The sequence below is a fragment of the Streptomyces sp. ATCC 21386 genome (assembly GCF_018728545.1).
Lineage (GTDB): Bacteria > Actinomycetota > Actinomycetes > Streptomycetales > Streptomycetaceae > Streptomyces.
The window spans coordinates 2,935,606-2,956,687 of the sequence record NZ_JAAVVL010000001.1; the positions used below are offsets into that span (position 1 = coordinate 2,935,606).

Here is a 21,082-nt window from a genome sequence, read left to right on the forward strand (position 1 = left end):
GGGGGTGCGCCCCGTGCGGACGAGGAGGGAGCCGGGCGAGATCTTCGGCCCCCGGATGACGCTGTTCGCGGACGTACTGAGCCTGGGCGTCGCGGTGGCGGTGGTGAGCCTTCCGCTGGTGACCCTGCCGGCCGCGCTCTCCACCGCCTGCGCGGTCCTGCGGGGCGTACGGGAGGACCGCCCGGTCACGGCCGCCCGGTTCCTCGGGGTGCTGCGCCGGCGACTGCGGCCGGGCGACCTGGCCGCCGGGTTCCTGGCCCTCGCGGGCCTGGCCCTCGCCCTGGTCGATCTGGCCCTGGCCGGTGCCGGGCTCCCCGGTGGCCGGGCCTTCGCCCTCCTCGCCGCCGCGCTCGGCACCGGCGCCGCCGTGATCGGTCTGCGGGCCTGCGCCCGTCCCGAGTCGGTCGACGACTGGCCCGGGGCGGTACGGGGCGCGGCCCGGGACGCGGTGCACGATCCGGGCGGCAGCGCCCTGGTCGTCCTCGCCGTGGCCACAGCCGTGGCGAGCGCCTGGATGCTGTTGCCGCTCGTGTTCCTCGTACCGGGGCTGCTGGCGCTGGCGCTCACGGCCGTCGACGTACGTGGAGAGGTGCAAGGAGAGGTGCCCGGACCAGTCGAGGGGAGCGAAAAAACGGTCGCCCCTCGGGAGCGCCTGTGATGGGCTGACCCCCTTGACGGGCCGACGCCGTGTGACGTGCCGACGCCCCGGGCGTACCGAGAAAGGACAGCGCGAGGGTGAACAGACGGCGGCGGAAGAAACTGTCGCACCGGCTGGTGTCGGCCGCGTCGATCGGCGACACCGCCACCGTCGCCGCATTGCTGCGCGCCGGTGCGCCCGCCGAGACGACGGACGCCGAGGGGACGACGCCGCTGTACGCGGCAGCCGTCCACGGGGCCGCCGACACCGTGCGCCTGCTGCTCGCGGCCGGGGCCTCGCCCGACACGGAGAGCGGGCACGGCGCGGAGGGCACCCCGCTGTGCGGCGCCGCGTGCTGGGGGCACATCGAGGCGGTGCGCGAACTCCTCGCCCACGGCGCCGATCCCGACCTCCGTGAGGACCACGGCACGGGCCGCACCGCGCTCGACTGGGCGGCCGTCGGCTTCCACACCGAGACGGCGGCCGTGCTGCTCACGGGCGGCGCCAATCCTGACGCGGAGTAGGACTCAGAACGCGTACGGCCCGAACCGGCCCCAGGCCACCACGATCGCCAGGACCAGCAGCACCAGGCTCGGTGCCGTCTCCTTGGTCTCGCCCCGGCGGAGGTGGAAGACGACCGCGCCGAGCATCGTGACGGCGAGGCCGGTCGCCGCGAGCGGGACGAACACCGTGGCCACGTCGAGGACCGCCGGAAGGATCAGCCCGACGGCGCCCAGGGCCTCCAGCGCTCCGATGGTCTTGACCATGCCCGGGGAGAAGGAGTCGACCCACGTCATGCCGGAGGCCGACAGCTTCTCCTTGGACTGGGCGGTCTTCATCAGGCCGGCGGCGAGGAAGGCGGCCGCGAGCAGGCCCGCGATGATCCAGAGGGTGACGTTCATGGCAGGTTCTTCCTCAGGGGAGACGAGCACGGATGGGTTGAATGTTCAAGAGAAGTGAAGGCTCAACCTAGGCTGATCGACTTGAAGCGTCAAGTCATTCGACGGGGTCGGAACGGGCCTTGTCGATGGCGGCTGCACGTAGAGTGGGCGCCATGGAGACACCGCAGCAGTCGCGTTGGCTGTCCGACGAGGAGATGGAGACCTGGCACGCGCTGGCGGGCGTGATGGTCAGGCTGCCGAGCGCGCTGGACGCGGAGCTGCAGCGGGACGCGGGCGTCAGTCACGTCGAGTACGTGGTGATGGCGATGCTGTCCCAGGCCGAGGGGCGCACGCTGCGGATGAGTGACCTGGCCGGGTACGCCGGTTCGTCCCTGTCCCGGCTCTCCCACCTGGTGAAGCGGCTGGAGAAGAGTGACTGGGTGCGCCGCGAGCCGGATCCCTCCGACGGGCGCTACACCCTGGCCGTCCTCACGGACGCCGGACACGCCAAGGTGGTCGCGAGCGCGCCCGGCCACGCCGCCGCCGTACGCCGCTATGTCTTCGACGCGCTCACCCGGGCCCAGCAGCGGCAGCTGCGGGACATCGGACGGCGCATCTGGCAGAGCGTCGCGCCCGACGACCACTGCCTGCCGCCGCCCAGCTGACGGCTCGTCATGCCGCCCCGGCAGGGAGGTGGACACCGACGAGCCCGGTGGCCACCCACGAGCCCGGACGATCTCTCAGCGGCCGCCCGGCGGACCCGTGGTCCCCCGGACCTCCAGCGTCGGCGTGGTCAGGACGACCTTGGCGGGGCGGGCCGGATCGGCGATGCGGTCCAGCAGGCACTGCGCGGCGGTGCGGCCCACGTCGTGGCTGCCGTTGTCCACGGTGGTGAGCCAGAGGTGGCGCAGCCGGGAGACGTACGTGTTGTCGTAGCCGACGAGGGACAGGTCGTGCGGCACCCTCAGGCCCAGTTCCTCGGCGGCGGAGAGCGCGCCCACACAGGCCATGTCGTTGAACGCCACGACGGCGGTGGGCCGTTCGGGGCGGTTCAGCAGCCGGACCGTGGCGCGGTAGCCGCCCTCCTCCGTCAGGTCGCCCCGTTCGACGGCCGCCAGAGCGCCCAGCCCGTGCTCGCGCATCACCGTCTCGAAACTGCGGCGGCGCAGCGCCCCGACCACACCGTCCCCCGCGATGTGCGCGATGCGCCGGTGCCCGAGGCCGATGAGGTGCTCGGTGGCGAGACGGGCGCCGTGCTGGTCGTCGCCCGCGACGACGTCCACCCGCGGGAGCGCCGGCTCGCGGGCACCCGCCACCACGGTCGGGACGAGCCCGGCCGCCGTGCGCAGCGCCTCGGAAGGCGGCAGGGTGCCGACCGCGACCAGCCCGTCGACCCGCAGCTCGGTGAAGGTGCGGGTCAGGTCCTCGCCGAGCCGCCGGTTGAGATGGCCGTCGGCCAGCAGCATGCGCAGACCGTTGTCGTGCAGCCGGGAGTTGAGGCCGTCGAGCAGCTCCACGAACCAGGGGTTGCGCATGTCGTTGAGGAGGACACCGACCGTGCGGGTCCGCCGCTCGCTCAGGCTGCGCGCGGCGGCGTTCGGCCGGTACCCCAGCTCGTCCACGGCGGCCAGCACCGCCTGCCGCTTCTCCTCGCGCACCTGCCGCGAGCCGCGCAGCACCAGCGAGACCAGCGACTTGGACACGCCGGCCCGCTCGGCGACGTCGCGGATCGTCGGGGTCGCGGGTCCGGGTCTCATGGGCTGGACCGTTCCACAGCGGGGTGCCCGTGTCAAAGGGCTTGACAGTGCCGGAGCAGGCCCGCAGTGTGAGCGGCGTACGCTTTTGGAACGGTCCAAAGAAGGGCAGTCATGGTGAGTGGGCTCGGTGTCGCCGTCGTGGGGTTCGGCTGGATGGGACGGGTGCACACCCAGGCGTACGCCCGGGTGCCGCACCACTTCCCGCGGCTCGGCCTGCGGCCCGAGCTGGTCACCGTCGTCGAGGAGGTTCCCGGGCGCGCCGAGGAGGCGGCCCGGCAGTTCGGGTTCGCCGGCACCGCCCGGGACTGGCGTGAGGTGCTCGACGACCAGCGGATCCAGGCGGTCAGCATCACCGCGCCGAACTTCCTGCACCGGGAGATCGGCGTCGCCATGGCCGAGGCGGGCAAGCACATCTGGATCGAGAAGCCGGTCGGGCTCACCGCCGCCGACGCGCGCGCCGTCGCCGACGCGGTCGCGAAGGCCGGCGTCCAGGGCACCGTCGGCTTCAACTACCGCAACGCGCCCGCCGTGGAAGCCGCCCGCGAGCTGATCGCCGCCGGGGAGATCGGCAGGATCACCCATGTCCGCGTCCGCCTCTTCAGCGACTACGCGGCCCACCCGGAGGGGGCCCTGACCTGGCGGTACGAGCGGCAGCGCGGGGGCAGCGGGGTCCTCGGCGACCTCGCCTCGCACGGGGTGGACCTGGCGCGCTTCCTGCTCGGCGACATCGCCTCGCTCATCGCCGACACCGCGATCTTCGTCCCCGAGCGGGCCCGCCCCGCCGGCGCCACCGCCGGACACACCCGTGCCTCGGGCGGCGAACTCGGCCCCGTCGAGAACGAGGACTATGTCAACTGCCTGCTCCGCTTCACCTCCGGCGCCCGGGGGGTGCTGGAGGCCTGCCGGGTCTCCGTCGGCGAGCAGAACAACTACGGTTTCGAGATCCACGGCACCGACGGCGCCCTCTTCTGGGACTTCCGCCGCATGGGTGAGCTGGGCGTCAGCAAGGGCGACGCCTACCAGGACCAGTCCGTCCACACCCTCTACGTCGGCCCCGGCCACGGCACGTACGCCGCGTTCCAGCCGGGCTCCGCCAACGCCATGGGCTACGACGACCTCAAGGTGATCGAGGCGTACAACTTCCTGAGCTCCATCGCCGACGGCACCCCGCACGGCACCACCCTCGCCGACGCCGTGCACAGCGCCACCGCGCTGGACGCGATGAGCCGCTCCGCCGAGTCGGGGGCCTGGGTGAACCTCTGAGGACCGTTGAACCGCCCCTGTTTCGAGGTCAGTTGCGGACGAGCAGCTGGAAGTCGAAGGAGTAGCGGGAGGCCCGGTAGACATGGGTGCCGTACTCGACGGCGCGCCCGGTGTCGTCGTACGCCGTGCGCTGCATGGTCAGCAGTGCGGCGCCCTCCGGCTCACCGAGGCGGTCGGCCTCCTCGGCCGTGGCGATACGGGCGCCGACGCTCTGGTGGGCGCTGTGCAGGGTGATGCCGGCGTTGCGCATCATCCGGTACAGGCCCGTCGACTCCAGGCGTTCGGTGTCCAGCTCCAGCAGCCCGGCCGGGACGAAGTTGGAGAGGAACGCCACCGGCTGCCCGTGGGTGAGGCGCAGCCGCTCGAAGAGGTGCACGTCGGCGCCCTCGGCGATGCCCAGGGCGGCCGCGACCTCGGCGGAGGCCGGCCGGATCTCGCTCAGCGACACCCTGGTCGTGGGCTGCAGGCCGGCCGCCTCCAGGTCGTCGTACAGGCTGCTCAGTTCCAGCGGCCGTTTGACCTGGCTGTGCACCACCTGCGTGCCGACGCCCCGGCGGCGTACGAGCAGGCCCTTGTCGACGAGTGACTGGATGGCCTGCCGTACGGTCGGCCGGGACAGGCCGAGACGACCGGCGAGCTCGATCTCGTTGCCCAGGAGGCTGCCCGGGCCGAGCGCGCCCTGCTCGATCGCCGACTCCAGCTGCCGGGCCAGCTGGTAGTACAGCGGCACTGGGCTGCTCCGGTCGACACTGAGGCCGAGATTCCCTGTGCTCCCCGTAGTCGCGCTGGTCACGCCCATGAGAGTAACCGTCCGTCCGGATGACAGGAACCCCTGTCAACGCATTGTCCTTACATGACCCGCGGCTGTGGCCGACCGCCGCCGCCTGGAGGGCGGCCCGCTCCCTCAGAGGTGGCGGCGCTGCCGGGCCACCTCGCGTTCGTACGTCGTACGTGCCTCCACGGCCGCGGGCCGCGAGGCGGCCTCCGCGACCGGGACGTCCCACCACGCCTCGGCCGGGGGAGCGGTGGGCGTCGGGTCGGTCTCGACGTACACACAGGTGGGGCGGTCCGAGGCGCGGGCCGCCGCCAGCGCTTCGCGCAGCTCCTTCACGGTCCTGGCGCTGATGACGTCCATGCCGAGGCTGGCCGCGTTGGCGGCGAGGTCCACCGGGAGCGGGGCGCCGGAGAAGCTGCCGTCGGCGGCGCGGTAGCGGTAGGCGGTGCCGAAGCGCTCGCCGCCGACCGACTCGGAGAGGCCGCCGATGGAGGCGTATCCGTGGTTCTGGACGAGGACCAGATTGACCGGCAGGCCCTCCTGGACGGCCGTCACGATCTCCGTCGGCATCATCAGATAGGTGCCGTCCCCGACCAGCGACCAGACGGCTGTGCCGGGCGCCGCCTGCTGGACACCGATCCCGGCGGGGATCTCGTAGCCCATGCAGGAGTAGCCGTACTCCAGGTGGTACTGGCGGGGGCCGCGGGCCCGCCACAGCTTGTGCAGGTCGCCGGGGAGCGAGCCGGCCGCGTTGATGATCACGTCCTCGTCGCCCACGACCGAGTCCAGGGCGCCGAGCACCTGGGTCTGGGTGGGCACGGCGTGCTCGTCGGCGGCGGCGTAGGCGGCCTCGACGACCCGCTCCCAGCGCTCCTTGCCGACCCGGTACTCGGCCTCGTACACCTCCTGCACCCGGTGGCCGGCGAGCGCGTCCGTGAGCGCTTCGAGCCCCGCCCGCGCGTCGCAGACCACCGTCCGGGCGGCCAGCTTGTGGGCGTCGAACGCGGCGACGTTGAGGTTGACGAAACGGACGTCCGGGTTCTGGAAGAGGGTGTGGGAGGCGGTGGTGAAGTCGGTGTACCGGGTGCCGACACCGACGATCAGGTCCGCCGTCCGGGCCAGGTCGTCGCAGACCGCGGTGCCGGTGTGGCCGATGCCGCCGAGGTCGGCCGGGTGGTCGTGGCGCAGGGAGCCCTTGCCCGCCTGGGTGGAGGCGACCGGGATGCCCGTGGCGTCGACCAGTGCCTTCAACGCCTCCTCGGCCTCGCTGTGGTGGACCCCGCCGCCCGCGACGATCAGCGGCCGCCGCGCGGCACGGATCGCCCGCACCGCCTCCGCCAGCTCGACCGGGTCGGGCAGGGGGCGGCGTACGTTCCACACGCGGTCGGCGAAGAACTCCTCCGGCCAGTCGTACGCCTCGGCCTGGACGTCCTGCGGCAGCGCGAGCGTGACGGCGCCGGTGTCGACGGGGTCGGCGAGCACCCGCATGGCGTTCAGGGCGGCCGGGATCAGCGCCTCGGGGCGGGTGATCCGGTCGAAGTACCGGGAGACCGGGCGCAGGGTGTCGTTGACCGAGACATCGGCCTCGGTGGGGTGCTCCAGCTGCTGGAGCAGCGGGTCGGCGGTGCGGGTCGCGAAGTAGTCGCCGGGGAGGAGGAGTACGGGCAGGCGGTTGATGGTGGCGAGGGCGGCGCCGGTGACCAGGTTGGTGGCGCCGGGGCCGATGGAGGTGGTGACCGCCTGCGCGGAGAGCCGGTTCAGCTGGCGGGCGTACCCGACGGCGGCGTGCACCATGGACTGCTCGTTGCGGCCCTGGTGGAACGGCATCGTCTCCTCACCGGCTTCGAGTAGCGCCTGGCCCAGCCCCGCGACGTTGCCGTGGCCGAAGATGCCCCAGGTTCCGGCGATCAGCCGGTGGCGCACACCGTCGCGCTCGGTGTACTGCGCGGACAGGAACCGCACCAGGGCCTGGGCGACGGTCAGCCGGCGGGTGGGGGACTGGGACATCGGGACCTCACGGGTTGGGGTGGCGGTGGGGATCTCGTACGGGTGGGCTCAGCTCGACACGCGCGACGGGGACGCCGGTCTGCAACGGATGGAGATCGATTCCGATACGGCCGTCGTGATCGGATCGAAGAATCCGGCGGGCTCGGGCATGCGCGTCGCTCCTCGGGTGGGGATGCGGGCCGGTGGAGACCCGCCGCGCGTGGGGGTGCGCGCGCCCGGGTCCGGATGTATCCCAGGTTCAGGACCGAACCGACCCCTGTCAAGGGTTTGTACTGACATCCTGACCTGCTCGTGAAATGATGTCTTAACAAAGTCTTGACAGGGGGGTCCGGCAGGGGTTTGTATCCCGTCCCAACGAAACAGCGCAGACGGCCTACCGGCACAATGATCCGGACTTCGAACGTCCGGGCTCGCGCGGGCACCCGCCCGACGCTGTCCCGTTCCCTTTCCCCCTGTCGCACAGTGAGGTGCAGGAAAGATGGACCGCACGTACTCCCGCTCGCGCAGAGTGGCCCCCTTCTTCGCCATGGCCGCGGCCTCCGCGCTGTTGATAGCCGGCTGCTCCAGCGACTCCGGCGGCAAGAAGGCCGAGGAGGGCGGGTCGAACGCCGCCGCGGGCAAGGCCGACACGCCGCAGATGACGGTCGCGATGGTGACCCACGCGGGGCAGGGTGACACCTTCTGGGACATCGTCCGCAAGGGCGCCCAGACGGCCGCCGACAAGGACAACGTGAAGCTTGTCTACTCGAACGACCCGAACGCGGCCAACCAGGCCAACCTGGTCCAGAACGCGATCGACCAGAAGGTCGACGGCATCGCCGTCACCCTCGCCAAGCCGGACGCGATGAAGGACGTCATCGCCAAGGCGGAGAAGGCCGGTATCCCCGTCGTGGGTCTCAACTCCGGTATGGAGGTGTGGCAGGAGCAGGGGCTGCTCTCCTTCTTCGGCCAGGACGAGCAGGTCTCGGGCGAGGCCTTCGGCAAGAAGCTCAACGAGACCGGCGCGAAGCACGCGGTCTGTGTCATCCACGAGCAGGGCAACGTCTCCCTCGAGGCGCGCTGCGCCGGCGTGAAGAAGACGTTCAAGGGCAAGACCGAGAACCTCTACGTCAACGGCACGGACATGCCGTCGGTGAAGTCGACCGTCACGGCGAAGCTCAAGCAGGACACCTCCATCGACGAGGTCGTCACGCTCGGCGCCCCGATCGCCCTGACCTCCGTGCAGTCCGTGGACGACGCGGGCAGCAAGGCGAAGGTCGCGACGTTCGACCTGAACAAGGAGCTGACGGACGCGATCAAGGCGGGTGACATCGAGTTCGCCGTGGACCAGCAGCCCTACCTCCAGGGTTACCTGGCCGTGGACTCGCTGTGGCTCTACAAGGCCAACGGCAACTACAGCGGCGGTGGCGAGGCTCCCGTGCTGACCGGTCCGGCGTTCGTGGACAAGGACAACGTGGACCAGATCGCCAAGTTCGCCGCGAAGGGCTCCCGGTGATCCGATCATGACCCAAGCAACGGCACCGGCGGCGGGGTCCTCCTCGTCGCCGGCTCCGCCGGCCGCCCAGAAGGACGGCCGTACCGCACAGCGTTCCCTGGGCCGGCGGCTGCTGGCCCGCCCCGAGGTCGGCGCGCTGATCGCCGCGATCGGTGTCTACATCTTCTTCTTCGCCGTCGCGCCCTCCTTCCGTGAGGCGAGCTCGCTGGCGACGGTGCTCTACCAGGCCTCCGTGATGGGCATCATGGCCCTGCCGGTGGCGCTGCTGATGATCGGCGGGGAGTTCGACCTGTCCGCCGGTGTCGCGGTGACGACCTCCGCGCTGACGGCGGCGATCCTCAGCTTCCAGCTCACGGTGAACGTGTGGACCGGCGTGCTCGTCGCCCTGGTCGTCTCCCTGGCGGTGGGCGCGTTCAACGGCTGGCTGCTGATCAGGACCGGCCTGCCGAGCTTCCTGGTCACCCTGGGCTCGTTCCTCATCCTCCAGGGCTCCAACCTCGCGGTGACGAAGATCTTCACCGGCAACGTGGCCTCCGACTCGATCGCCGACATGGACGGCTTCGACCAGGCCAAGAGCATCTTCGCCTCCGAGATCTCCATCGGCGGCGTCGACTTCAAGATCACGATCTTCTACTGGCTGGTCTTCGCGGCCATCGCGACCTGGCTGCTGCTGCGCACCAAGTTCGGCAACTGGATCTTCGCCGTCGGCGGCAACAAGGACAGTGCGCGGGCCGTCGGCGTGCCCGTGAACTTCACCAAGGTCGCCCTGTTCATGGGCGTCGGCGCGGGCGCCTGGTTCGTCGGCATGCACCTGCTGTTCTCGTTCAACACGGTGCAGTCCAACGAGGGCGTGGGCAACGAGTTCCTCTACATCATCGCCGCGGTGATCGGCGGCTGCCTGCTGACCGGCGGTTACGGCTCGGCGATCGGCCCGGTCATCGGCGCCTTCATCTTCGGCATGGTCAACCAGGGCATCGTCTACGCCAACTGGAACCCGGACTGGTTCAAGGCATTCCTCGGCGTGATGCTTCTGATCGCCGCCCTCGTCAACTTGTGGGTCCGCGCCCAGGCCACCCGGAGGTGAACCACCCCATGACCACCGACAACGACACCAGCACCCCCGAAGCGGCGGCCGACGACCGGGCGCCCGTGGTCGAACTGCGGAACACCGGCAAGGCCTACGGCAACGTCCGCGCCCTGCACGGGGTGAACCTCGCCGTCCACCCCGGCCGCGTCACCTGCGTCCTGGGCGACAACGGCGCCGGCAAGTCCACCCTGATCAAAATCATCTCCGGTCTGCACCAGCACACCGAGGGCGAGGTCCTCGTCGACGGGAACCCGGTGCGGTTCACCACCCCGCGCGAGGCCCTGGACGCGGGCATCGCCACCGTCTACCAGGACCTGGCGACCGTGCCTCTGATGCCGGTCTGGCGCAACTTCTTCCTCGGCTCGGAGTTCACCAAGGGCCCCTGGCCGATCCGCCGCCTCGACATCGAGAAGATGAAGAAGACCGCGGACGAGGAACTGCGGAACATGGGCATCGTCCTGGACGACCTAGACCAGCCCATCGGCACCCTCTCCGGCGGCCAGCGCCAGTGCGTGGCCATCGCCCGTGCCGTCTACTTCGGCGCCCGCGTCCTCATCCTGGACGAGCCCACCGCCGCGCTCGGGGTCAAGCAGTCCGGTGTGGTGCTGAAGTACATCGCCGCCGCCCGCGACCGCGGCCTCGGCGTCATCTTCATCACTCACAACCCCCACCACGCCTACATGGTCGGCGACCACTTCAGCGTCCTGCGTCTGGGCACCCTCGAACTGTCCGCCCCCCGCGACCGGGTCAGCCTGGAGGAACTCACCAACCACATGGCGGGTGGCACCGAACTGGCCGCGCTCAAGCACGAGTTGGCGCAAGTCCGCGGCGTCGACGTCGAAGAACTCCCCGAGGAGGACGACCTCACCGCACCCGTGGTCTCCTCGAAGGACGGGGCTGCCTGACCCCGGCCGTTCCTCGGGAGCGGCCACGCGGCCGACGACATGGCGAGGGCGCCTCTCGCGAAGGCCCCCTCGCCGGTCGGCGAACGACTTCCCGCCGGTCAGCGGACTTGGCTTGCGATCGCCTTGCTGTTCGGTTACCGGGCCGTCACTATGAGGTGTGCCGCCCGGAGCCGTACGCCCGAGGAGACGACGCCTATGGACAGGTACGAGCAGCCCTTCGCCACGAGCGTGGTCAGGGACCTGCACGACACCTCACTGGACGAGGTGCCCGAGTCCGCGCAGGAGTCGGTCATGGCAAGGATGCTCGCAGGTGGCGGAGAGCCGGTGGCCGCCTTCCAGTCGTCGCTCTGACCGGCCTGGCCGGAACGACGAGGGATCGTACCGGTGACGGTGGCGGCGCGGCCCTTCCGCCAGTTCGTGATCAAGGTGCACAGCCGTTGCGATCTGGCCTGTGACCACTGTTATGTCTACCAGCACGCCGACCAGAGCTGGCGCGGGCGGCCGGTGACGATGTCCGACGAAACGTTCCGTCGGGCGGCCGGGCGGATCGCCGAGCACGCGGCCGCGCACCGGCTCACCCGGGTGCACGTCGTGCTGCACGGCGGTGAGCCCCTGCTCGCCGGCCGGGAACGACTGCGCGGCTTCGCGCGCTCACTCCGCTCGGCGCTGCACGGGGTGGCCGAACTCGACCTGCGCATGCAGACCAACGGCCTCCGGCTGGACGACGAGTTCTGCGCGATGCTCGTCGACGAGTCCATCGTCACCAGCATCTCGCTCGACGGCGACGAGGCGTCAAACGACCGCCACCGGATCAGACGGGACGGCTCCGGCTCCTACCGCGATACGGTCCGCGCCGTGCGTCTCCTCGGCACACCGCCCCACCGAGCAGCCTTCGGCGGACTGCTCTGCACCATCGACGTCGAGAACGACCCGGTGGAGGTGTACCGGGCGCTGGCCGAACTCCGCCCGCCGGCCGTCGACTTCCTGCTGCCGCACGCCACCTGGGAGTTCCCCCCACCCCGCCCCGGCGGTGAGACCGACTACGCGGACTGGCTGATCGCGGTGCACAAGCGGTGGATCGCCGACGGCATGCCGATGCGCATCCGCATGTTCGAGTCCATCGGCCGGCTGACCCGGGGCCGTGGCAGCCTCACCGAGGCGCTGGGACTGGGCAGTTCGGACCTGCTCGTGATCGAGACCGACGGTGCCCTCGAACAGGCGGACTGGCTGAAGACGGCCTACCCGGGAGCCCCGGCGACCGGCATGCACCTCGCCACCCACCGCCTGGAGGAGGCCGCCGAGCACCGTGGCATCCAGGCCCGCCGCGCCGGACTGGGCGGACTGAGCGCACAGTGCCGAGCCTGCCCCGTCGTGTCGGTCTGCGGCGGCGGCCTCTACGGACACCGCCACCGCGCCTCCAACGGGTTCGACAACCCCTCCGTCTACTGCGCCGACCTGCTGAAGATCATCGAGTACGTCCAGACCACGGAGCGCAACGACGCCGACGTCCGCCACGGCTGGCACGGCCTGTCCTGGACCCACTTCGACGAACTGGCCGCCGGATACGGCAGCGCGGCGGCCGTCCGTTCCCTGGCGGCGGCCCAGAACAGCCAGCGCAGGGCACTGCTGGCAGCGGCTCGCCGCGCGGACACCCAGGATCCGGGGCCGGGCCGGGCGCCGGCACCCGGCCGAGGGCCGGCCTCCGGCACCCGCTCCGGCCCAGGACTGACCGCCGGGCCGACTCCGGCGAACGCGGGCGCGGCGACGGGTGTGGCCGCAGGTGTGGACGCGGGTGTGGACGGGGCCGCGAGCATGGGTGCGGGGGCGGGTGCGGGTGCGGGTGCGGGTGCGGGTGCGGCTGCGGGCGCGGGCGTGGGAATCGGTGATGCGGTCGACTCGGGACCCGGCTGGGAGGCCGTCCTGGCACTGCCCGCCGCGGCCCTGGACGTCCTGCTGGCCGACCCGTACCTGCGCGTGTGGGCCCTCGCATGCGGGCAGCCGGTACGCCGGCGGGCCGAGGGGAGGCCGGCGGAGGCCGCGCTGTCGGCCGTCGCGCGCGCCGGCGGTCGGCTGACCCTGTCCGTCCCGCTGCGGCACGAGCCCGAGGGGTCGGCGATCCATCTCCCCGGCCTGGGGCGGCTGTCGCTGGGTGCCGACAGCCGTCGTCGCCCCTCCGGAACGCTCACCGTGACGGCCGCCGACACCGCGCTCACCGTCGAAGGACGGACCCTGGGCCAGGAACTGCCCCCCGACGGCATGCGCTGGCAGCCCCTGCGCCATCTGTCCGCCGACGGACTGGAAGTGGCCCTCGACGACCTCGACCCCTCACGCGACTGCTACGGCTACAAGCCCCTGCCCCGGCTGTCCGAGGCCGAATTCCGACGCTGGGAGACGATGTTCGGGGAGGCCTGGCAGTTGATCAGGACCGAGTACTCCGAGTACGCGCCGGGGATCGCCGCAGGGCTGACCACGGTGACCCCGCTCGTGCCGGCCGCATCCGGTGACGACGTCAGTGCCACCTCGCGGCACGCCTTCGGGGCGGTCGGCATCGCGCTGCCCCGCTCGGCCGAGGATCTGGCCATGCTGATCGTCCACGAGTACCAGCACGTCAAACTGGGCGCCATGCTCGACATGTTCGACCTGCTCGACGGGTTCGACGACCGCCGCTACCGCGTGCTGTGGCGTCCCGACGCCCGGCCCCTCGACGCCATCGTGCAGGGCGCGTACGCCCACCTCGCGGTCGCCGACATCTGGCGGCTCAGGGTCCGCCGCGGAGCGGCCGGGGTCGGCCCGGCCCTGTACGAACGCTCCCGCGTCGAGGCGGACAAGTGGCGCACGGCGGTGCTGGACGCCCTCGACACGGTGGCCGGAACCGGCTCCCTGACCGCCCTGGGACACCGCTTCGTCCGCGGACTCCGGGGCGAGGCCGAGACCTTGGGCGGAGTGGCCGAAACCGGTCCGATCGCCGTCTGATCTCCGGTCAACTCCCCTTTTCGGCACGGGTTTGGCACGGGTGTCCGGTACAACTTGCTCGGGCCGACCCCTGGCACCCGCAGCGGGTTTCGCGTTCCAATGGATCCTGGAGGAGATTCAGCTGTGATGCTCGGGGCGGGGAGACCCGAGGTGGGCGACGGGGGAGGGAAAGGCGAGTCCATGATTCATCCGGCTTCTCAGGTGACACCGGCTTCGGATTCCTCCGATCCGTACGTGTTCTTCATGAGTTACGCACGGTTGCCGATGACGGGCACGAGGGCGAAGAAAGACCCTTCGGACGTGGCGCTGGAGCAGTTCCACGCCCATTTATGCAGCGACATCATGCAGCTGACGGATCACGACGGCGAGGAATCGCCGGGATTCCTCGACCAGAGCATCGATCTCGGCGAGGACTGGCAGAGCAGACTCAAGCACGCCCTGGCCACTTGCCGGATCTTCATGCCGATCTACAACACCCGGTACTTCACAAGGGAATGGTGCGGAAAGGAATGGGACGCCTTCGCCCGGCGTCAGGAGGAACAGCTTCGAACCCGGCCGTACACGGGCAATGCGATCATTCCCGTCCTCTGGGTGGGGCAGCAGCATCTGACACTGCCGCCGGTCGCGGCGAAGGTGCAGTACGCCCACCCGGTTCTGGGTAAGGATTACCTGCAGTCGGGCCTCTACGGACTGAAGCGGGCGGGCCGCCACACCAAGTACCGCAACTGTGTGTGGGAGCTCGCCCAGATTGTCGTCAAGGTGGCCCAGCAGACCAGCCTTGAACCGTGCGACACGGAGCTGTTCAAAGACCTCCGGAACGTCTTCGAGGGGGAGTAGCAGGATGCCGATGTTCTTCATGAGCTATGCGCGGGTTCCTGTTCCCCGACACCGGGACGCCGCACAGGATCCGAATCGTCTGGTCTTCCAGTTCTTCGACGAACTGTGCGGCAAAGTGGCGCGGCGCGCGAGAGTGACGCGGGAGGAGGCCGGTTTCGTCGAACGGCCGGGGACGCCGGGGGAGAAGTCGGTCCAGGCGCTGCTCGACTGCCAGGTCTTCGTTCCGCTGTACTCCAAGCGCTACTTCAGCAATCCCCAGTGCGGCCGGCAGTGGACCGCCGTCACCCAGGGGGCCACCCCGGAGGAGCGGCCGAGCATCGTTCCGGTGCTGTGGACGCCGTACTCGCCGACGTCGCTGCCGAAGAAGGTCAAGGAGCAGTACCCGCAGGTGCCGGACGGCATCGGCGAGGCCGCGGAGAACTACGCGTCCAAGGGGCTGCACCGGCTGCTCGACCAGGTGCTCGAGCTGTCCGAACGGCCGGACCCGGAGGACGAGGGTGCGGCGGACCGGGTCTCCGCCCAGGTCGCCCAGGTGACCGACTGGCTGGCCCAGAGCATCGTCGACCTGGCGGCCACGGGGCCCACGCGGTCGCGGCCGGCGGGCGGCGCGGGGAGGGCGCCGCAGCCGGAGACGCTGGCGGGCCTGGACGATGCCTTCGCCGATCCGCCCTTCGCCTCTCCGCTGCACATCACCGTGCTCGCCCCGACCGAGGAGGGATTACCGGTCGGCCGCGACAGCGCTCGCTACGGTCCGCGGGTGGACGACTGGCGCCCCTACGGCCCGGCCGTGGGACCGCTGGTCGAGCTGCTGGAGGCGCTGGCCCGCAATCTGGGCTTCGAGCCCACCGTGAAGCCGTTCGACAAATTCCAGACGGAGCTGCGGGACACCGAACTCCCCACCGCCCCATGGATCCTGGTGGTGGACCCCTGGGCCCTGGAGAACTCCCAAATGGCCCGCGAGGCAAGGGAGTTCGACCGGGCCCGGCGTCCATGGACGGCGGTGCTGAGTACTCTGGCGGGGGACGACCTCCAGACGAAGGAGCAGTCCGACCGGCTGCGCGGGCTGCTGGCTGCCAACTTCCCCCGGTTCATCAGCGAGGGCCGGGTGGGAGAGCAGGAAGCGGTACGGGGGCTGGCCGGGGCGGATGTCTTCACCCGGTGGTTCGGCGAACTGGCCGAGGCGACCAAGATCCGGTATTTGCGGTACATTCACTCACAATTACCCCGGGGTGACAGTCGCGTGGAGGGCGGGCCATGACCGGCGAGGACGCGCGCAGGATCATCACGTTCTACTCGTACAAGGGCGGTACGGGGCGGACGATGGCGCTCGCCAACACGGCCTGGATCCTCTCCTCCGCGGGCAATCGCGTCCTGGTGGTCGACTGGGACCTGGACGCCCCCGGTCTGGACCGTTTTCTGCACCCCTTCCTGAGTGAAAGTCAGCTGCGGACCACGCCGGGCGTGCTCGAACTGGTCAGCAGATCAACCCAGTTCGCACGCTCGATGCAGAGCAGGGGCGAGACCTTCCCGCAGTTCGAGCTGGGCTCCGACTACGCGAGCGGGTCCGACCTGGAGACGGCCGACGGGATCACCCTCAACAGCTGCCTCATCCAGGTCGACTGGAACTTCCCCTCGGGCGGCCAGCTCTACTACATGCCGGCGGGCACCAAGAACAAGGGCTATCTCTCGGCGTTCTCCCAGTTCGACTGGAAGGACTTCATGGACGGGCCCCTGGCCACCAGGTTCCTGGAAGGGCTCAAGCGCGAGTTCGTCGAGAACTTCGACTACGTCCTGATCGACAGCCGCACCGGGCTCAACGACATCTCCGACATCTGCACGGTCAATCTGCCGCACACCGTGGTCACCTGCTTCACTCCCAGCAGCCAGAGCATCGAGGGCGCCGCCGGGGTCGCCGAGCGCATCGACGGAATGCTGTACGGCAACCGGGACATCCGGATCCTCCCCGTCCCGATGCGGGTGGAGAACGCCGAGGCAGACCGGCTCGACGCCGCACGGGGACAGATCCAGTACCGCTTCGACCGCATCGTGCGCAAGCACATCCCCGACCGGGACCCGGAGAGCTACTGGGGGAGCGTGGAGATCCCCTACCGGCCCATCTACTCCTACGAGGAGACCCTCGCCCCCTTCAGGGAGAAGCCCGGGGACCCCAAGAGCCTGCTCGCGGCCTACGAGAGACTCACCGAGGTCATCACCGACGGCCAGGTCGAGTCGATGCCCCGCATCGACGAGGCGCTGCGCCACAAGACCCTCGACCGGTACACCCGCCACCGCCCGCCGCGGATCTCCGACGTGTACGTCAGCTTCGTCCCGCAGGACCGCAGTTGGGCCAACTGGGCGGGTGCCGTGCTGGAGCAGGCGGGCTTCAAGGTCCACCTGGCGCAGGAAGGCACCACGGAGAGCTCCCAGGTGCGGGAGGAGATCGAACGGGGCGTCGAGTCGGCCTCGCACACCCTGGTCATCTTCTCCGAGGCCTATCTCAGGTCGTCCCGTTTCCGCACCACCTGGGAGGCGGTCTACGCGGAGAGCGACCGGCGGACGCACCAGCTGGTCTCGATGCAGGTCGACGACCAGGTGTCCCTGGAGGCCCCCTTCACGGAGCAACTCGCCGACATGACGGGCTGCCACGACGGTGAGGCCGGCCGTGACGCCCTGCTGACCTGGTTCGGCCGGAGCGCCGATTCCCTGTCACGCAGCCACTTCACCGGCGACGAGCCGAAACTGCCCCGCTTCCCGAAGACCGAGCCCTCGGTCTTCGGCGTCCCCCTGCGCACGTCGTCCTTCACGGGCCGTACGGAGATCCTGGAGAGCATCCGGGAGAAGCTCTGGAAGGGCGACACCCGGGCGCTGGTGCTGAAGGGCATGGGTGGGGTGGGAAAGACCCTGCTGGCCCAGGAGTTCGCCCACCGCTACAAGAGCGACTACGACGTGGTCTGGCACATCCAGGCCGAGCAGAAGATCCTGGCCGTCGAGCAGTATGCGGGCATGGCCGAGGCGCTGGGCCTGCCCGCGCGCACCAACCCCACCGACACGGCCAAGATGGTGTACGAGGCCCTCAACCACGGTGACCGGTACGACAGTTGGCTGCTGATCCTGGACAACGTCCCGGAGGCGGACCACCTGCCCGAGTACATGATGGACGGCCGCAGCGGCCACATCCTGGTCACCAGCCAGCGCGCCGAGGGCTGGGGACGGTTCGTGGACACCGTGGACATCCCGGTGTTCGAGCGGAACGAGAGCATCGCCCACCTGCACAGCCGGCTGCCCGACTGCGGCTGGACGGAGGCCGACCAGATCGCGGAGGCCCTGGGCGACCTGCCGATCGCGATCGAACGGGCCGCGGCCTACATCGAGCAGACCCGGGCCGACGTACGCGACTACATCAAGAAGCTCCAGCCGCAGGCCACCGGAGCGCCCGACGACAACTCGGTGGGCGCGGTCGTCAAGTCCGGTACCAACACCTGGGAGTTCGGCCTGAGGCAGCTGCGGGAGAGCTTCCCGCCGGCGGTGAAGCTGCTGCAGATCTGCTCGTACTACAGCCCCGAGGAGATCTCCATGGATCTCCTGGAGGGCTACGAGGTCTCCCGCGCCCTGGGCGGGGTGCGCACGGTCTCGCGCGCCTACAAGGAACTTAGCAAGTTCTCCCTGGTCACCCTGGACCGCAAGGCCCGGAGCGTGACGGTGCACCGGATGATGCAGAGCGCGATGCGGGAGGAGATGACCGCCGCCGAGCGCGACGCCGCACAGGAGGCCGTCTACCGCTCGCTGATCGCCGCCCGGCCGAGCGGCGACGACCCGGAGAACCCCAACACCTGGGAGAAGTACCGCATCATCTGGCCCCACCTCGGTACCCCCTGGGCCGAGATGGCCCCGGACGAGGGCATCAAGGAACTCTACGTGGACCGGGTCCGTCAGCTGCGCCGCCGGGGCGAGCTGAGCCAGGCGATGGACTACAGCCTGCGCCGGGTGGCCGCCTGGTCGGCGGAGGAGTCGCCCGACGAACGCTGGACGCTGCACATGCGCTTCCAGATCGCCAACATCCTGCGCGCCCAGGGCAAGTACGAGGAGTCCCTCGCCCTGGATCAGGAGGTGCTGGAGCGGCAGCTGGAGGTGCTGGACGACATCGACGACCAGCACATCCTGATGACCACCAGCAGCATCGCCGCCGATCTGCGCGGCCTGGGCCGGCTGACCGAGGCCCTGCAGTACGACGAGGAGACCTACCGCAGATACGACCAGAACTACGGCGAGGACAACGCGCGCACGCTCAGCGCGGCCAACAACCTCGCCGTCGCGCTGAGGCTCTCCGGCAACTACTACCGGGCCCGCGATCTCGACCGCAGAACACTGGAACTCCGCGAGGCGATCCAGCTCCACGACCACCCCCTGACCATCGAGTCGGCGGTGAACCTCGGCCGTGACCTGCGTGACTGCGGTGACTACGACGAGTCGGTCGCGCTGCTGAGGCGCGCCTACGAGCGCTGTCTGCGCAATCCCCGCCTCACCCAGGGCTCACCGACCGTGCTGAACACGGCCAAGGGGCTGGCCGGTTCACTGCGCAGGGCGGGCCGGGCGGCGGAGGCCGAGGAACTCGTACGGCACGTGCTCAGAAGCACACCGGACGGTGAGAAGTCGACCTCGGAGGAACTGCTGCTGGAGATGAGCCTGGCCGGTGACATGGCCGCCCAGGGCCGGGTCGACGAAGGGCTCGACCTGATCCGCAGGGTGCAGGAGAACCTGAGGGACACACTGGGGGAAGGGCACTCCCACACGGTTGCCTGCTCGGTCAACCACGCGGTACTGCTCCTCCACGACATCGGGTCGATCCATCCGCAAGCCGCTTCCGAGGCACGGGAGTTGCTCCGTGACGCGCAGGCCAGGTTCACCGAACTCAACGGCGCGGGCCACCCGTTCGCGCTCATCTGCCACGCGAACCTGGCCGTCGCGGAGGCGGCGCTCGGCAGCTGGGACGAGGCCCGCAGGATCAGCGTCGGGTCGTTCGAGATGCTCAGGGAGGTTCTCGACCCGCTGCACCCGTCGACCTTGACCTGCGCCGGGAACCTCGCCGTCGTCCTCAGCCATCTGGGCCAGGCGGAGAAGGCTCGCACCACCCATCACGACGCGCTGGCCGCGCTCAGCAAGCGCATCGGCAGGGACCATCCCCGCGTGGTGGCCCTGAAGGACTGGAGACTCAGCTGTCTCGACCTGGAGCCGCACCCGATCTGATCCGCGGGGCGGGCGCCGCAGGCGCTAGGAGGGCCCGGCCTCGTCCCGGGCCCAGGCCAGCACCTGGGGCAGGGCGGGCAGTGCCGCGAAGTGCGCCGCGGAGGGCTGCAGCTTGGGCGTGGCCGAGGGGATCTTCTTGGTCAGCCAGTGGAAATGGGCGACGGGGGCGAAGACGTCGTGTTCGCCGTGCCACAGCATCACGGGCACGGAACGGTCGATGTCCTTGAGGTCGAAGCCCCAGGGCCGCCGGAACGCCACCAGGTCGTCCACCCAGCCCATCGGCGCGCGGGGGTCGACAGCCTCCCCCTCGCCCACCGCCGACAGGTAGTTCCTGAGGAGGGCTTGACGGATCCCGGCGTCCTCGACGATCACCCGGTCCACGCTCGGCATCTCGCCGCGGAGGGACGCGAGGAACACGGTGGGGTCGCGCCGGATGGTCTCGGCGTTGCGGGCCAGCAGCGCACCCAGCTCGGTCACATCGGGTGCGTGGCGCCGCAGCAGCTCGTAGGTCGACACATTGGACTCGGACATGTCCTTGTGCCACTCGGTCCAGTCGAGTCCGTCGGTGGCGGCGTCGCCCGGGCTGTCGTCCTCGTTGTCGGGCTTCGGCGGAGCGAGCGAGACCAACGCGGCGACACTCGCCACCTGGCTGCCGATGTTCCGTGCCGCGCATGCCAGGGCATGCGGAGCGCCGCCCGATCTGCCCACCACCGAGTACTTCTTGAGATCCAGGTCCTCGGCGATGGCGGCGACGTCCTCAGCGGCGTCGACCACTCTGCGACGCTCATGACGGTCGGAACCGCCGTACCCCGGCCGGTCGTACGCGATGAGGCGCACGCCGAGCTTGTGCAGGTCGAACGTGCGCAGTCGGGGCCCGAGCCGGCTTCCGGGAGTTCCGTGCAGCAGAAACACCGGGTGTGCGTCCGGATCGCCCCAGGTCTCGTAGGCGATCGTCCGTCCGCCGGACGGCGTCTTCACTGTCTTGACCACCCGATGCCCTCCCGTGCCAGCGGCTGTGGAGTGAAGCGCGGGACCTCCCAGCATTACGCATGGGAAGCCCCGCTCCTAGTAGCTGCTCAGCCGTTCTGGCTTCATGTGGCAAGAATTGGGTAAACGTGGGCCGCTCGGCTGGGCACGGCCCAAGGTAGTGCACCGGGACACGGGTCGCCGGACGAGGGACGAATTCGTGATGTCCGAGTGAGTCATGGGGTATGCCTCCTC

The 21,082-nt window shown here is 70.3% G+C and carries 17 protein-coding genes and 1 pseudogene; 12 read left to right on the plus strand and 6 right to left on the minus strand.

What is annotated here, in order from left to right; all coding sequences use genetic code 11:
• Positions 1–13 precede the first annotated feature (13 nt).
• The gene (locus GWK25_RS12800) at positions 14–658 is read left to right on the plus strand and encodes a hypothetical protein (protein ID WP_308404224.1); all 645 of its coding nucleotides are present in this window, start codon (positions 14–16) and stop codon (positions 656–658) included.
• A 77-nt stretch (positions 659–735) separates the two neighbouring features.
• Positions 736–1,161, plus strand: coding sequence for an ankyrin repeat domain-containing protein (locus GWK25_RS12805; RefSeq protein WP_215450048.1), 426 nt, complete (start codon positions 736–738; stop codon positions 1,159–1,161).
• A gap of 3 nt (positions 1,162–1,164) precedes the next feature.
• Here GWK25_RS12805 and GWK25_RS12810 read toward each other — a convergent pair whose 3' ends face one another.
• The gene (locus GWK25_RS12810) at positions 1,165–1,539 is read right to left on the minus strand and encodes a DoxX family protein (protein WP_215450050.1); all 375 of its coding nucleotides are present in this window, start codon (positions 1,537–1,539) and stop codon (positions 1,165–1,167) included.
• A gap of 152 nt (positions 1,540–1,691) precedes the next feature.
• Between GWK25_RS12810 and GWK25_RS12815 the strand changes: the two genes are divergently transcribed.
• Entirely contained in the window at positions 1,692–2,183 is a 492-nt protein-coding gene (locus GWK25_RS12815; protein WP_215450052.1) for a MarR family winged helix-turn-helix transcriptional regulator, read from the plus strand.
• 75 nt (positions 2,184–2,258) lie between these two features.
• Here GWK25_RS12815 and GWK25_RS12820 read toward each other — a convergent pair whose 3' ends face one another.
• On the minus strand, positions 2,259–3,275 hold the full coding sequence (locus GWK25_RS12820) for a LacI family DNA-binding transcriptional regulator (protein WP_215450054.1): 1,017 nt from the start codon (positions 3,273–3,275) through the stop codon (positions 2,259–2,261).
• Between the two features lie 111 nt (positions 3,276–3,386).
• On the opposite strand from GWK25_RS12820, the gene GWK25_RS12825 reads away from it, so the two are divergent.
• The gene (locus tag GWK25_RS12825; protein WP_215450055.1) at positions 3,387–4,538 is read left to right on the plus strand and encodes a Gfo/Idh/MocA family protein; all 1,152 of its coding nucleotides are present in this window, start codon (positions 3,387–3,389) and stop codon (positions 4,536–4,538) included.
• A gap of 28 nt (positions 4,539–4,566) precedes the next feature.
• On the opposite strand, the gene GWK25_RS12830 is transcribed toward GWK25_RS12825, so the two are convergent.
• The 3 genes and pseudogenes from GWK25_RS12830 to GWK25_RS44725 all read right to left on the minus strand — a co-directional run.
• A complete protein-coding gene (locus GWK25_RS12830; RefSeq protein WP_215450058.1) occupies positions 4,567–5,337 on the minus strand; it encodes a GntR family transcriptional regulator in 771 nt (256 codons plus the stop codon).
• Between the two features lie 105 nt (positions 5,338–5,442).
• Positions 5,443–7,320, minus strand: a complete 1,878-nt coding sequence (iolD, locus tag GWK25_RS12835) for a 3D-(3,5/4)-trihydroxycyclohexane-1,2-dione acylhydrolase (decyclizing) (RefSeq protein WP_215450061.1) — start codon at positions 7,318–7,320, stop codon at positions 5,443–5,445.
• Positions 7,321–7,372: 52 nt separating this feature from the next.
• Positions 7,373–7,470: pseudogene (locus GWK25_RS44725) on the minus strand (5-dehydro-2-deoxygluconokinase); the annotation flags it as partial.
• Between the two features lie 328 nt (positions 7,471–7,798).
• On the opposite strand from GWK25_RS44725, the gene GWK25_RS12840 reads away from it, so the two are divergent.
• The 8 genes from GWK25_RS12840 (at position 7,799) to fxsT (ending at position 19,861) form a co-directional block, all read left to right on the plus strand.
• Entirely contained in the window at positions 7,799–8,815 is a 1,017-nt protein-coding gene (locus GWK25_RS12840; RefSeq protein ID WP_215450072.1) for a sugar ABC transporter substrate-binding protein, read from the plus strand.
• A 7-nt stretch (positions 8,816–8,822) separates the two neighbouring features.
• Entirely contained in the window at positions 8,823–9,899 is a 1,077-nt protein-coding gene (locus tag GWK25_RS12845; RefSeq protein WP_215450075.1) for an ABC transporter permease, read from the plus strand.
• 8 nt (positions 9,900–9,907) lie between these two features.
• Complete coding sequence (locus GWK25_RS12850; protein ID WP_215450078.1) at positions 9,908–10,807, plus strand: ATP-binding cassette domain-containing protein; 900 nt, start codon at positions 9,908–9,910, stop codon at positions 10,805–10,807.
• A 195-nt stretch (positions 10,808–11,002) separates the two neighbouring features.
• Entirely contained in the window at positions 11,003–11,158 is a 156-nt protein-coding gene (gene fxsA / locus GWK25_RS12855) for an FxSxx-COOH cyclophane-containing RiPP peptide (RefSeq protein ID WP_215450081.1), read from the plus strand.
• A gap of 33 nt (positions 11,159–11,191) precedes the next feature.
• Entirely contained in the window at positions 11,192–13,780 is a 2,589-nt protein-coding gene (locus tag GWK25_RS43415) for an FxsB family cyclophane-forming radical SAM/SPASM peptide maturase (RefSeq protein ID WP_308404225.1), read from the plus strand.
• A gap of 126 nt (positions 13,781–13,906) precedes the next feature.
• A complete protein-coding gene (locus GWK25_RS12870) occupies positions 13,907–14,617 on the plus strand; it encodes a TIR-like protein FxsC (RefSeq protein WP_251829731.1) in 711 nt (236 codons plus the stop codon).
• A 4-nt stretch (positions 14,618–14,621) separates the two neighbouring features.
• Positions 14,622–15,875, plus strand: coding sequence for an FxsC protein (gene fsxC, locus GWK25_RS12875; protein WP_215450084.1), 1,254 nt, complete (start codon positions 14,622–14,624; stop codon positions 15,873–15,875).
• A complete protein-coding gene (gene fxsT, locus GWK25_RS12880; RefSeq protein ID WP_215450086.1) occupies positions 15,872–19,861 on the plus strand; it encodes an FxSxx-COOH system tetratricopeptide repeat protein in 3,990 nt (1,329 codons plus the stop codon). The genes fsxC and fxsT overlap by 4 nt, the downstream gene beginning before the upstream one ends.
• A gap of 24 nt (positions 19,862–19,885) precedes the next feature.
• Here the strand turns inward: fxsT and GWK25_RS12885 are convergent, their stop codons facing one another.
• Positions 19,886–20,851 carry an alpha/beta hydrolase gene (locus tag GWK25_RS12885; protein ID WP_215450088.1) on the minus strand — a complete coding sequence of 322 codons (966 nt, stop codon included), beginning with the start codon at positions 20,849–20,851 and terminating at the stop codon, positions 19,886–19,888.
• Positions 20,852–21,082: the final 231 nt, after the last annotated feature.